Genomic DNA, 12,045 nt, shown 5'->3' with positions numbered 1-12,045 from the left:
TAAACCATTTTTTACAAAAGTGAAAGGCAATAAAAAAGACAATCTTTTCACAAAGACTGTCTAGTTTATTTTTTTGTGCATTCTTGCTTTTGCAGGAGTGACATCATTACCATTTGCATCTACAACTTTGATGCTCTGAAGCTGCTGTTCAAAGCCTCTTCTAAATTCTTTTAGGTATTTCTGTCTAAGCTTCTGCTGACGAACCTGTTCTTCAGGCGTAAGACCTACTGTCTTCTTTTTATGAGCAAGTGCATTAATTTCATCGATGAGTTTCTGATCAATAGCCATAATGAGCCCCCTGTAAAATTTAAACAAATGAAAAGACCTAAGAGGAGTTGATTATCCCTGTTAAATACAGGTGGGTACCTTGTGAAAAACTTTAGGATCCCTACTCGTAGCAGGTCTTCAACACCGTCTTTCAAACAATCAGGTTCCCTTATCAAAAATGTAGGAAATCCATATACTCTCAGGTCACCACCATTATAGCATAAGCGCTTTTTTAGTCAACATCTAGGCGTTAGCCTTAAGTGGTCTGATAATAAAATTAGATGTTAAATCCATACAAAATAAAGGCAAAATATTTTTGATATCAGCGATTGTAAGAGCCTGATATGCTTCAAATAAGTCAAATAAATTGATTCCCTCTAAATAGTATTGACTAAATAGTGAAGCGATTGTTTCGATAGAGTTGAAGAAACCAATAAGAGTTCCAATATTGTTTCTTTTCATTCTATTGAATGCTTCTTCATCTAATGTCATATGTGGAATATCTGCAATTAATTGATGAATATGAGCCATTAATTCATCCGGTTTTGGACTATCTCCCGCAAAGATAATATGAGAGAAATCACGTTCCTGTGAGAAATTAGTAAAGAATGAATCATTGATCAATCCCTCCTTAGTCCATTCATCTCTTAAATCACTACTCTTAGAGAATAACATATCCATGAAGATATAGAAAGAAAGCTGTCTTTTAAGCTTTTCTTCAGGTGATTGAGGGACATGATTCACCTTGATTGCCACGTTGACTTTAGGCATAGTGACATCCATTACGTTTTCTTCATAGTCCTTAAAGATGGTTTCAGGTTCATTATGATCCCCTCTTACAATCGGTGGCATATCTTTGAAACTTTTCTTTGCCTGATTATCTCGAATAATAGACATTAAGTGTTCAGGGTCAAAGTTTCCTGATACAAATAACATCATATTAGAAGGATGATAGAATGTGTGGTAACACTTCTGTAAGATGTCATAATCAATTTCTGCCACTGTTTCAACAGTACCTGCAATATCAATTCTAACAGGATGATTATGATAAAGGTTGCTGATAGCACCAAAATAACCACGCCAGTCAGGATCATCATTATACATGCCTATTTCCTGATTAATGATGCCCTTCTCTTTTTCAATACTTTCAGGAGTGACATTTAATTCCTGAACAAAGTCTAATAACAATTCAGTACATTCATCAACATTTGTAGCCGTATTGAATAAATAAGCAGTACGGCTATGAGAAGTGAAGGCGTTACTGCTTGCACCAAGTGCGGCAAATTTTTCTGAGGCATCCCCATCTTCCATATCGAACATCTTATGTTCTAGAAAATGAGCGACACCATCAGGTACTGTGATTAAATCTGTTTCTCCTAGAGGAATGAAACTACGGTCAATAGAACCAAAACGTGTTGAAAATAAACCATATGTCTTTGTAAAACCATCCTTAGGCATGAGATAGACATTAAGTCCATTGCTCATCTTTTCATGATATAGAGTTTCTTTAATTGTTGGATAATAAGTTTTCTTCATAGAACTCCTTTCCAGTCAAGAAATAGATTGTATCTAATTCTATACTTTGAGCACATTTAATAACATCTTCTTTAGTGACATTTTTAATTGCATTCTGTTTATCTTCAATAGTATCCTGACTATTAATGATATCTCTTCTCCAATTGAATGAGATAATGGAATCTGGATCATCATCTACTTTAGATAATGCATTGATTAACATAGTTTTTACCATTGATAATTCTTCATCGGTGATATGACCAACCTGCAAGTCTTTGATCTGTTTTCCAATTAACTCTTTAGTCTTATCATAATTATCCATATCAATGCCTGCTGCAATGGTCATAATACCATTCATTGGATCATAACTTGAATGAATGAAGTAACATAAGCTGTTTTTTTCTCTGACTACCTGGAATAGTCTAGATTGAGAATAACCTCCTAATAAATTAGAAAATACGCTCATTGCAGCTGTATTTTTGCTTAAGGTACAGCAGTTTGCCTTATACCCCATAACGAGCTTAGACTGGACGATATCCTGTTTTTCAATGATATCTAAAAGATGAATACGCTCATTCTGATAAATATAAGCAGTAGGATAAGGCTCATGAACTGCACGTGGGAACTGTAATCTTTCTTCGAAAATAGAAACGATACTTTCATCTATATCCCCTACTACATAAACATGCTTATCATCATTTTGGATCATATCGTTATATGTTTCTACAAGAGTATAAGCATTGATGTTATCCATATCTTCTATATAGCCTGTAGAACGTAATCCTAGAACACTTCCTCTTCCCATATAATCTACCATACGATCAAAGGCATAGCCCATCTTATCGTCCATATCAGCCATAATACGATATGTAATTTCTTGTTTCTTAAGTTCAGTCATTTCTTCATCGAAATGGTTATCCACTATATAAGGATGATTCACTAATTCATTTAATAAATCTACCTGTTTAATGAGTAGATTTTCATTGATAGGAAGGAATTCCTGATTAACACATGTATTCTTAAAAGTAATAATATGACCTTTACCTGCTGAAGAAATATTAGCAGAAAGATTTGCACCATATAAATCTTCTAGTGTTCTAGATAAGTCCTTCTGTGTTGGATGTTTCATAGTTCCAGTGATCATTAAGAATCCTAGAACACTTCTACTTGTGACTGTTTCTCTTGTAAAACGTCCTTTAAAACGAACAGAGATTGTAATATCTTTAAATTTCTTAGATGAAATCAAGTGAAGTTGATATCCATTCATTTGATAGATCTTGTTCATTGTATACCTCTTTTCTTTCTCTATTCATTATAACTTTTTTGTATAGTAGTGCAAGAAAAAAGGACTCCCTGAGGAGTCCGGCTCTATTAACGTTTAGACTTATCGTAAGGCACACCATCTGCACGAGGCGCAGCAGAGTTCTTAGATGTAAATGCTAATAGAATTAAAGTAGCAACATATGGAATTAATTTATATGTTGTATCAGGTAAAGACATTTTAGCAAGTAATGGAACTGAGTTATATGTATAAGATAATGTCTTCATGAAACCGAAGAAGAATGCTGCACCAGCAATTCTTAATGGTGTCCAGTTACCAAAGATTAATACAGCTAAAGCTAAGAAACCATAACCAGCAACAGTGCAGGTGAATTCTGTAGAGATTGGTAGGATATAAATAAGTCCACCCATACCAGCTAAGAAACCAGAAATACCTACACCTAGATATCTGATTTTATAAACACTGATCCCTGCAGCATCTGCTGCCTGAGGGTTTTCACCACAAGAACGGATTCTTAAACCAGTCTTGGTTTTCATAAGGAAATACCAAGAAATGATAAGAATCGCAATGCCTAGGAATGTAGTAAAGTAACAGTTTTTGAAGAATAAATCACCAAGTACTGGAATACTGCTAAGTCCAGGAACTTCAGAAATTCTGAATTCATTAGTGAATGAAACGTTCTGCATACCATCCTGTACAGTTTTTGCGATAAAGATACCAAGTGCTGGAGCAAGCATATTTAATGCAGTACCAGAAATAGTCTGGTCAGCACTTAAATGAATGGCTGCAAAGGCATGAAGCATACTAAATAGTACACCGACAATTCCTGAAATAAGTAAACCTGTTAAAAGAAGTGGCATACCATGAAGAATATCATTAGACTGCATATAATTTAAATAGAATACACCAGCAAAACCGCCGATGATCATAATACCTTCAAGGGCTAAGTTAACAACACCACTTCGTTCAGAGAACATACCACCCAAAGCAACAATCATTAATGGAATGGCAAATAGTAAAGTCTGAGCAAAAAGGAAATAAACTATACTCATTCTGTTTTACCTCCTTCATTCTGTATTTCTGCTTTTCTCTTTTTATTTCTTTGATAACGTTCTAATAAGGCTTTGATGAATAATGTGAATGAAGCAAAGTAGATAATAACAGCAACGATAATATCAATAACTTCAATCGCAATATTAAGTGCCTGCATATAGTTACCACCAACATTAATATAACCAATGAATAATGCAGCGAAGATACATCCAATTGGATTAGAAAAGCCAAGTAAGGCTACTGGGATACCGTTCCAGCCTTCGTTTGGTAATGTTTCAGTGATTGGTAAAGTTTTACCAGTACCACATAAGTAAGTTAAGGCACCACCTACACCTGCAAAGAATCCAGAAATCACAAGTGCTAAAACGATACATTTCTTTTCGTTCATACCTGCATATCTTGCTGCATCTTTATTGAAACCACATGCTTTTAGTTCATAACCAAAAGTAGTTTTATTCATAATAAACCAAGCAAGTATACAAAGTAAGATAGCAATAATGATACCTAAATTAACACGATCACCAAAAATCTGATTGAGCCCAAAGCCAGGAATACTACGTGTACTAGGTACTGCATAGCTTTCTGCACCTGTAGAGTTGTAGATAGTTGCTTTAATGCCCTGGATAACAAGTAACATACCGATATAGTTACACATGATACCAGAAATAACAACGTTTACGTTACGAGCTGCTTTTAAGATACCAGGAATAAGTGCCCATAAAGCACCAGCAATTCCAGCTCCTAAAATAGCAAAAATCCATACTAAATTATCTGGAATAAAAGTAGCTCTTAATGCGATAAATACAGCAGTGAAGCTTCCTACTAAATACTGTCCAGGTACACCGATATTGAATTCACCACATTTATAAGCAAATGAAACAGATAGACCAGTCATCATGATTGGTACTGCTAAATAAATAACCTGTCCAATACTAGATAGCCCTTCTCTAAAGCCACCTGTTAATAAAATAGATAATCCCTGAAGTGCATCACTAGGATTAGCAATTAAGATAATGATAAAACCAACGACTAGCCCCATTAAAATTGCGAGTAAAGAAGACACAATTGATTTGAAGCTGGCACGTTCCATTAAAGCGGGTTTATTACTTTTCATAACCTTCTCCTCTCTTAGAACCTGCCATATAAAGTCCTAATTCCTGAATAGTAGTCTCTTTTGGATTAAGATCCGCAACGATTTCCCCTTCATACATAACTAAAATACGATCTGATAAGTTCATAACTTCATCAAGTTCAAGTGATACAAGTAATACTGCTTTATTGTTGTCTCTTGTCTTAACAATCTGCTTATGAATAAATTCAATAGCCCCAACATCTAGACCACGTGTAGGCTGTACTGCAATAAGTAGGTCATCATTCTGTTCTACTTCTCTCGCAATAATGGCTTTCTGCTGGTTACCACCAGACATACCACGCACAATAGAATTTCTACCTTCACCTGAACGTACATCATATTCTTCAATAAGACGATCAGCATAAGTATTCATTGCGTCAAAATTAATAATGCCATGATTCTGGAAGTCTTTCTTATAATATGATTTTAAAATCAAGTTTTCACCAAGAGTATAATCAAGAACTAACCCATGTTTATGACGATCTTCTGGGATATGAGATAACCCATGGTCATTACGATAACGAATACTCTTATGTGTAATTTCATCATCATTTAAGTAAACATGACCCATATTAGGCTGTTCAAGTCCAGTTAAGTTATAGATCAATTCACTCTGACCATTGCCATCAATACCAGCAATACAAACAATTTCACCTTTTCTTACTTCAAATGAAACATCATTTAAAAGAAGTTTATCTGAAGTCTTAGGCTGATAGCTTAAATGGTCAACCTTTAATACAACATCAGATGGCTCATGATCATCTTTAGTGACTGTCAAGTTTACCTTATGACCAACCATCATTTCTGATAACTGTTCTTTAGTCACATCAGCTACATTGACTGTACCAACATAACGTCCCTTACGAATGATTGTACAGCGATCCGCTACTGCTTTAATTTCATTTAACTTATGAGTAATGAAAATGATGGATTTACCTTCCTTAATAAGTTCCTTCATGATTTTCATTAACTCATCAATTTCCTGTGGAGTGAGTACTGCTGTAGGTTCATCAAAAATCAAGATATCATTATTTCTATATAACATCTTTAAGATTTCTACACGCTGCTGCATACCAACAGTAATATCTTCGATCTTTGCATCTGGATCAATGTTTAAATGATATTTCTCAGATAAGCTCATCACCTTCTTGCGTGCATTATCTGTCTTGAGCTTACCAAATAACCCTTTCTCTTCAACACCTAAAATAATGTTTTCCAATACAGTGAAATTATGAACAAGCTTAAAATGTTGATGCACCATACCAATGTTATATTTATTGGCATCATTTGGGTCATTGATTTTAACGCTTTGTCCATTAATCTTTATTTCACCCATATCAGGCTGATAAAGACCAAATAAAATACTCATCAAAGTAGATTTACCAGCACCATTCTCACCTAATAAAGCATGAATTTCGCCTTTTTTTACTTGAAGAGTAATATCGTCGTTTGCTTTAATACCAGGGAATTCTTTTGTGATATTAAGCATTTCAATAGCATATTCCAATATTCTCACCTCTGATCCTATTATACTATAAATTACTTACTTTAAAAATAACTAAATGGTTTTTTGAATATAAAGAAACATGTACAAAATAAGAAATTTGATAAGAGATTGATTTGTAAAAATAATTAATATGATATAATCAAGAAAGGGAAGGAATGATTTGAATGAAAAAATTAAGCAAGTTTTTAAAAGATACCACTGACATCGTTCAAATTATGACATTAATTCTTTTGATTATAATTGTTTTGAAATTAGTATTTTAGGTAATTCAATATGGAAAAAGAAAAGTTTGATCAAAAAGAGTATGTTAAGCAGTGGACGAAAAGCAATATGAAAACAGTAAGTGTAAGTTACAAGACTGAGTTTGTTACTGAATTCAGAGAAGCATGTGAGAAACTTGGAATTAAGCAGTCAGCTGTTTTTAGAGAAGCTATGGAAGCAGTTATTGAGAAAGCAAAGAAGGACCAGAGCATATAAGCTTTGGTCCTTCTTGCGTTAACGAATTATTCTTTCTGGTTCAGTTCTTGGAATGTTTAATTCTAATGCTTTACATATTATTTCTGATTCTGTAGCATTGGGATATTTATCAATCCAATCACACATGTCTTTTAAGTCATCCTCATGTGCTACTAAGCTGAGAATGCCATCTACAAACCCTCTTTTGTCGGAGATTGTATTCTTAGGAAGTAGATATTGTTTTAATTTCATTTGCATTTCTTGATAATTCATAGTTCACCTCTGTTATCTTAAATATTTTATAAAACAAATTTTACATATTGACCGATGAAAGTATCTTTAAGCTCGCCTTCTATCGCAATACAGTTTGGCATATTATGTACATAAACTGATTTATATTTTCGTCCATTTATCCAAAAATAATTGTATGGATGCATGCCCCAAATATCTTTATCTAGAACTAACACAATATATTGATGGATTTGTCATTCATCAATTATTTTACGCATAGTTAATCATTTTCTTTCTTTTACTTTGTAAGTATGACTCAATCATCGTCTCCATAATCAATTTCTTCTTCAATTTTTCTGAAAAATTCAGCATGTTTTTCTTCCATTTCTTTTGAATAGTATCTTTGATACTCTTTATAGTTTTTTTGGCAATTTCAGGAGCATCATCCTTTAAATGGAAAACTAAATTTTCATCAACAGTAGAGTACTCTGGCTCCTGCCAAAGGAATCTAAAACAAGGTCCGGTCATATTTTCAACCCCTTTCTTTTATTGTAAGCATTTCTATACGCTTGCGCTTTATGGACATACTTTTATCACTTCTTTGTAAATGTTTATATATGATCATCTCCTCCAGTTACTAATATAATTATAAAACCAAATGAAATACTATGCATTGAATTTGCTTTTCAGAGCGCCGAATATGGGGCACTTTATAAAATATTTTCATTTATAAATACCAATGATATAATATATTCATTGAGTAATGAGAAAGGAAGTAATCTAGATAAAGAGTTACTTACTATTTATCACCTATGATTAAATAATCTCTGCTTACATAGATGTAACTTTAATTTTTTCTAGATGACATAGAAAATGTATGAAACAACAAATGACAATATTATTAATGTTTGCAGGAATTGCATTAACTGTATATAAAAAATATTGGTTAATAGGAATATTAATAATGCTTAGTGGTATGTATCTTTTAGCTAAACAAAATCAAAACTAGTAAAAAGAAAAATTATATTGAAACAAGGACCAGTGTGTTTTTAAACCTGGTCCTTGTTTAGTTTTTGTTGTATATGTAGAAAATAGTCATAGCACTTTTATAAGTTATACTTCGTTAATTAATTATATTATTCTTTAACTATCGTATAGATACTTCTTTGCATTCTTGCCTTCTACAACTGTAAAACTTCCATCTTCATTATGATATACAGTCAAAAGAACTTCTGCTGGTTCATCATTTAATAATACTTTTGATTTATCTTCGCCATAATCCACTCTTAATATAAGCAATCTGTCTTTATTGCCTGATTTAGGACTTTTTATAATTTTATTTGAATACCCATAATCAACAGGTGACGATTTAAGAGAAATGTGGAGCAGAAATATTCAGGATATATACTATCAGTCTATGACTGATAGGAAATGATTTCTGTAGGTATTTCTTGATTTTATCCATAACAGTCTTTCCCATATTTCTGTGGTTAAATCTATACTCCTGTTCATTCAGGAATAAAGGCATCTCTCTTTTAGTTATTCCATGATATATCCCAGTAATATTATTTTTAATATTACCAATTATTATATTTAACCAGAGTAGTCTATGATTCTTTTCTTCATAGCTGATTTTCTCGTTCTTTACCTGTATTTCTGTGCCTAATGTATTAAAGCCTTTCTCGCCATCAGTATTAAGCAATGCAGCATGTGATAATACACAGCACTGTTCTATGTTTTTCTTAAGTGATAGACCAGTATAATCATTGATGAGTCTTAACTTAATAAACCGGGGATAGTTATTCTCTTTATCTGTAGATAGAATGCCCAAAACAGGTTGCTGTTCACTTGCACGACCCGCTTTATTCTTGGATTTTGCGCCAATATTAAAGACATCTGCCTCATAGAAAAGGCTGTTGAGCAGCTTGTCTGAATTGCTTAGTGACATAAGAATTCTACACTTGCTTTCAAGAAGAAGTGCAGTCTTATAGTTGACGTCTAGTATTGAACATAACTCTACTGCACTGATTCCTTTATTTTTATTGAAGAAAAGGAAGATACCTAACAGAAGCTTGTATAGATCAAGCTTGCAACTCTGAAAAATAGTGCCTGAAAGCAGTGAATGCTGCTTATGGCATGAGCTGCATTCAAGAACATATGAAGTCTTGGTCTTTCCTACACGCTTGACTAGGTAATACTTATGACAGCCACAACGGTCACATGAAAAGCCGTCAGGCCATTTCATGGATTTGAAGAATTCAATGCAGTTATCAATATTGTTGGAATATTTCTGAGTGAACTGATAAAGAGAAGCTTTCTTAGGCTTTAATACTTTGTTTGACATATGATTATACCTCCATCTGATTTCTAAACTAATTATAGAACAGGTGGGAAATTCATGTGTCTGGTTCAACTTCATGAACGCCGTTTAATCGGTGCTTATGAAATTTAATTTTCACTAACCTGTGGTTTGTGGGTATTCAAATAATTTTATCATAATTTAATGAACAGTTTTTACAATGGCCTTTTAAAATGCATAGAAATTCCCAAATAATTCCATCTATTTATCCCCCTTTATTTAAAGTTAGTCCTAAAAATAAGTGGGTCTGCCTATCTTCTTAGACATGTGCCTTTAACCTCCTACTTTTGTGTAATTAAAAAGGTGTCACAATCAATTGACACCACCTCCTGGATATTTATTTTTAAAAACTACAATTTTCCATATTTTGATCTAATTGCTTTTTCTTTTTTTTGAACTTCTTTTTTAGAGATTTAAAAAAATGTTCATTTGCATCTAATCCAAACGTTTCCCAAAGACCTTTATCTTTTATTTCATTTTCAATTCTTTTTCTTTCTTTTTCATAATTCATAAACAATTCTGTCAATTCTTCATTCATTTTTTCTTCATTTGTTTTCATTTTTCCATCTCCTATAACTCACTTTCATTTCCTGAGATTTATAAATATTGGAACACTGCAAATAATTGTCATATATTATCCAATTTTCTAGCACTTCATCACTAGTTAAATTTTTTTAGATAGTTTATATACATAAGTTTCATCGCATCCCCTTAATGAAATTAGATTAAAGTGAGAAAACATATATCTATCTGCACTACTAAAGGAAGAAGCCGTTTCATCAATAGGATGATTATGTGACGCTATAACACCATAAAGTCTTTCTCCTAAATCAATATCAGGGAATACTCTATTATTTGTTCCAAAACATTTATAAACATCTCCATTACTTGCAATTATACACGCAGTTTCTATTTTTTTATAGACTGCTTCTTTTTCGTTCTTAAAGTCTATTGTTTTTAACAATATAGGAAGCTTATGCTTTTGAGCAATACTGTCACTTTCATCTGCTGATAAACCAAGAAGATCATAGGAATTTTTATTCCACCTCTAAATCAGTGTAAACGCACATAAAAAAAGTGGCCGAAGCCACTTTTATAGGTTTTATTTAATTTTCGTAAGATACTGTTACGTTAGTTAAAGTATCCTTTAATACTTTTGTATTTGGATCACCTTTTGCATTTGGATCTACATCCGCATTAGTTAGGATTTTTATCTTTTCATCTTTTACTTCTTTGAATACTTTATCGTAATCAGCTTTCTTGAATTTCTTTAATCTTGAGAAATCAGATGAAAGTCCAATATAGTTATCTTCTGCACCTAATAAATGAGCGCCACCTTCAAACTTATTGTTGTAAGCATTAGTGATTTCATCAAATACAGTCTGTTTAACACCCTTCATAGCTGAAGTGATAACAGTCTTAGAATCATCTTTCTGGTCACTATCTACACCAATAGACTTCTTGTTAGTATCTTCTGCAGCTGCGAAGACAGAGTTACAAATCTGACCACCACAAGAGAAGATAACTTCAGTTCCGCTATTATACCATCCAGTAGCTTTAGTTTTGATTTCTGGAGATTCATTGAAGTTATTAACGTAAGTATACTTTGCACTAACGTTTACCTTCATTTCCTTTGCAGCAGCGTTAGCACCCTGTAAGAAACCATAACCATAGTTAATTACTGCAGGAAGTGCCATACCACCCATGAAACCAATCTTTGTGTAGCCATCTTTTACAGCAGCATAGCCAGCTAAATAACCTGGCTGCTGTTCCTTATAAGTTGCACAGTAAACATTTTTCGCAATGTCAACAGGATTGTCTTTTTCATCAGTAGGTGTGAAGTCAATCGCAATGAACTTAACGTTCTTATATTTTGCTTCATTCTGAATAGTTCCTAATGCAGCAGCGAATTTGAATCCTGGTAAAACAACGACTTTTGCACCATTGTCAACAGCGTTCTTGATCTGATCCTTATAACCAGCAGTATCGAATGAAGCAGGTTTATAATATTTATAACCTTTATCATTCTTAGTTCCATACTCTTTTACCGCTTCCCAAGCTGACTGGTTGAACGACTTATCGTTAATTCCTCCAGAGTCAGTGACTAAAGCGATTTCTGGTTTTTTAGAATCTTTACCTGAACCGCAGCCAACGAGTACCATTGAAAGTACTACAGCAGATGCCATAAGCTTTTTCATATTATTCAATTCCTCCTTTTGATATATAATTATTTTAACACTTTA

At 33.2% G+C, this 12,045-nt stretch carries 14 protein-coding genes and 1 other RNA gene; 1 reads left to right on the top strand and 14 read right to left on the bottom strand.

The genetic code is table 11. The features are described 5' to 3' along the window. Positions 1 to 60: 60 nt before the first annotated feature. The 7 genes from NQ499_RS07175 to NQ499_RS07145 all read right to left on the bottom strand — a co-directional run bounded on the left by NQ499_RS07175 (position 61) and on the right by NQ499_RS07145 (position 6,756). The gene (locus tag NQ499_RS07175) at positions 61 to 288 is read right to left on the bottom strand and encodes a DUF896 domain-containing protein (RefSeq protein ID WP_006506630.1); all 228 of its coding nucleotides are present in this window, start codon (positions 286 to 288) and stop codon (positions 61 to 63) included. 30 nt (positions 289 to 318) lie between these two features. Next, positions 319 to 476, bottom strand: a non-coding RNA gene (gene ssrS / locus NQ499_RS07170) — 6S RNA. Between the two features lie 34 nt (positions 477 to 510). Next, a complete protein-coding gene (gene yfmH / locus NQ499_RS07165; protein WP_006506629.1) occupies positions 511 to 1,803 on the bottom strand; it encodes an EF-P 5-aminopentanol modification-associated protein YfmH in 1,293 nt (430 codons plus the stop codon). Further along, positions 1,775 to 3,067 (bottom strand): EF-P 5-aminopentanol modification-associated protein YfmF, encoded by a 1,293-nt coding sequence (gene yfmF / locus NQ499_RS07160; RefSeq protein ID WP_006506628.1) that lies wholly within the window; start codon positions 3,065 to 3,067, stop codon positions 1,775 to 1,777. Before yfmF ends, yfmH begins: the two co-directional genes overlap by 29 nt. An 86-nt stretch (positions 3,068 to 3,153) precedes the next feature. Next, entirely contained in the window at positions 3,154 to 4,116 is a 963-nt protein-coding gene (locus tag NQ499_RS07155; protein WP_006506627.1) for an ABC transporter permease, read from the bottom strand. After that, on the bottom strand, positions 4,113 to 5,231 hold the full coding sequence (locus NQ499_RS07150) for an ABC transporter permease (protein ID WP_006506626.1): 1,119 nt from the start codon (positions 5,229 to 5,231) through the stop codon (positions 4,113 to 4,115). The genes NQ499_RS07155 and NQ499_RS07150 overlap by 4 nt, the downstream gene beginning before the upstream one ends. After that, entirely contained in the window at positions 5,221 to 6,756 is a 1,536-nt protein-coding gene (locus tag NQ499_RS07145; protein WP_040390130.1) for an ABC transporter ATP-binding protein, read from the bottom strand. Before NQ499_RS07145 ends, NQ499_RS07150 begins: the two co-directional genes overlap by 11 nt. Positions 6,757 to 7,029: 273 nt before the next feature. Here NQ499_RS07145 and NQ499_RS07140 point away from each other — a divergent pair, with 273 nt between their 5' ends. Next, positions 7,030 to 7,233 (top strand): hypothetical protein, encoded by a 204-nt coding sequence (locus tag NQ499_RS07140; protein ID WP_006506624.1) that lies wholly within the window; start codon positions 7,030 to 7,032, stop codon positions 7,231 to 7,233. An 18-nt stretch (positions 7,234 to 7,251) separates the two neighbouring features. Here NQ499_RS07140 and NQ499_RS07135 read toward each other — a convergent pair whose 3' ends face one another. The 7 genes from NQ499_RS07135 to NQ499_RS07105 all read right to left on the bottom strand — a co-directional run bounded on the left by NQ499_RS07135 (position 7,252) and on the right by NQ499_RS07105 (position 12,000). Further along, the gene (locus tag NQ499_RS07135) at positions 7,252 to 7,485 is read right to left on the bottom strand and encodes a hypothetical protein (protein ID WP_006506623.1); all 234 of its coding nucleotides are present in this window, start codon (positions 7,483 to 7,485) and stop codon (positions 7,252 to 7,254) included. Positions 7,486 to 7,713: 228 nt separating this feature from the next. Continuing rightward, positions 7,714 to 7,971, bottom strand: a complete 258-nt coding sequence (locus tag NQ499_RS07130) for a hypothetical protein (RefSeq protein WP_006506621.1) — start codon at positions 7,969 to 7,971, stop codon at positions 7,714 to 7,716. A gap of 615 nt (positions 7,972 to 8,586) precedes the next feature. Then, the gene (locus NQ499_RS07125; RefSeq protein ID WP_259848466.1) at positions 8,587 to 8,742 is read right to left on the bottom strand and encodes a hypothetical protein; all 156 of its coding nucleotides are present in this window, start codon (positions 8,740 to 8,742) and stop codon (positions 8,587 to 8,589) included. Positions 8,743 to 8,812: 70 nt separating this feature from the next. Beyond that, positions 8,813 to 9,787, bottom strand: coding sequence for an IS1595 family transposase (locus NQ499_RS07120; RefSeq protein ID WP_259848465.1), 975 nt, complete (start codon positions 9,785 to 9,787; stop codon positions 8,813 to 8,815). A 358-nt stretch (positions 9,788 to 10,145) separates the two neighbouring features. Continuing rightward, positions 10,146 to 10,361, bottom strand: a complete 216-nt coding sequence (locus tag NQ499_RS07115) for a hypothetical protein (RefSeq protein ID WP_006505275.1) — start codon at positions 10,359 to 10,361, stop codon at positions 10,146 to 10,148. 105 nt (positions 10,362 to 10,466) lie between these two features. Then, on the bottom strand, positions 10,467 to 10,766 hold the full coding sequence (locus NQ499_RS07110) for a hypothetical protein (protein ID WP_006505274.1): 300 nt from the start codon (positions 10,764 to 10,766) through the stop codon (positions 10,467 to 10,469). 142 nt (positions 10,767 to 10,908) lie between these two features. Further along, entirely contained in the window at positions 10,909 to 12,000 is a 1,092-nt protein-coding gene (locus tag NQ499_RS07105; RefSeq protein WP_006505273.1) for a BMP family lipoprotein, read from the bottom strand. Between the last annotated feature and the right edge of the window lie 45 nt (positions 12,001 to 12,045).

The sequence above is a fragment of the Catenibacterium mitsuokai genome (assembly GCF_025148785.1).
Classification (GTDB): Bacteria; Bacillota_I; Bacilli_A; order Erysipelotrichales; family Coprobacillaceae; genus Catenibacterium; species Catenibacterium mitsuoka.
The sequence above is the reverse complement of the archived record's forward strand: the minus strand, read 5'-3'. Positions and strand labels throughout refer to the sequence as shown.

What these genes read in the sequence shown, in the direction of transcription:
- NQ499_RS07155 (WP_006506627.1), bottom strand. Translation starts at nt 4,116, where the DNA reads ATGAGTATAGTTTATTTCCTTTTTGCTCAGACTTTACTATTTGCCATT.
- NQ499_RS07175 (WP_006506630.1), bottom strand. Translation starts at nt 288, where the DNA reads ATGGCTATTGATCAGAAACTCATCGATGAAATTAATGCACTTGCTCAT.
- yfmH (WP_006506629.1), bottom strand. Translation starts at nt 1,803, where the DNA reads ATGAAGAAAACTTATTATCCAACAATTAAAGAAACTCTATATCATGAA.
- NQ499_RS07150 (WP_006506626.1), bottom strand. Translation starts at nt 5,231, where the DNA reads ATGAAAAGTAATAAACCCGCTTTAATGGAACGTGCCAGCTTCAAATCA.
- NQ499_RS07120 (WP_259848465.1), bottom strand. Translation starts at nt 9,787, where the DNA reads ATGTCAAACAAAGTATTAAAGCCTAAGAAAGCTTCTCTTTATCAGTTC.
- yfmF (WP_006506628.1), bottom strand. Translation starts at nt 3,067, where the DNA reads ATGAACAAGATCTATCAAATGAATGGATATCAACTTCACTTGATTTCA.
- NQ499_RS07115 (WP_006505275.1), bottom strand. Translation starts at nt 10,361, where the DNA reads ATGAAAACAAATGAAGAAAAAATGAATGAAGAATTGACAGAATTGTTT.
- NQ499_RS07105 (WP_006505273.1), bottom strand. Translation starts at nt 12,000, where the DNA reads ATGAAAAAGCTTATGGCATCTGCTGTAGTACTTTCAATGGTACTCGTT.
- NQ499_RS07140 (WP_006506624.1), top strand. Translation starts at nt 7,030, where the DNA reads ATGGAAAAAGAAAAGTTTGATCAAAAAGAGTATGTTAAGCAGTGGACG.
- NQ499_RS07135 (WP_006506623.1), bottom strand. Translation starts at nt 7,485, where the DNA reads ATGAATTATCAAGAAATGCAAATGAAATTAAAACAATATCTACTTCCT.
- NQ499_RS07130 (WP_006506621.1), bottom strand. Translation starts at nt 7,971, where the DNA reads ATGACCGGACCTTGTTTTAGATTCCTTTGGCAGGAGCCAGAGTACTCT.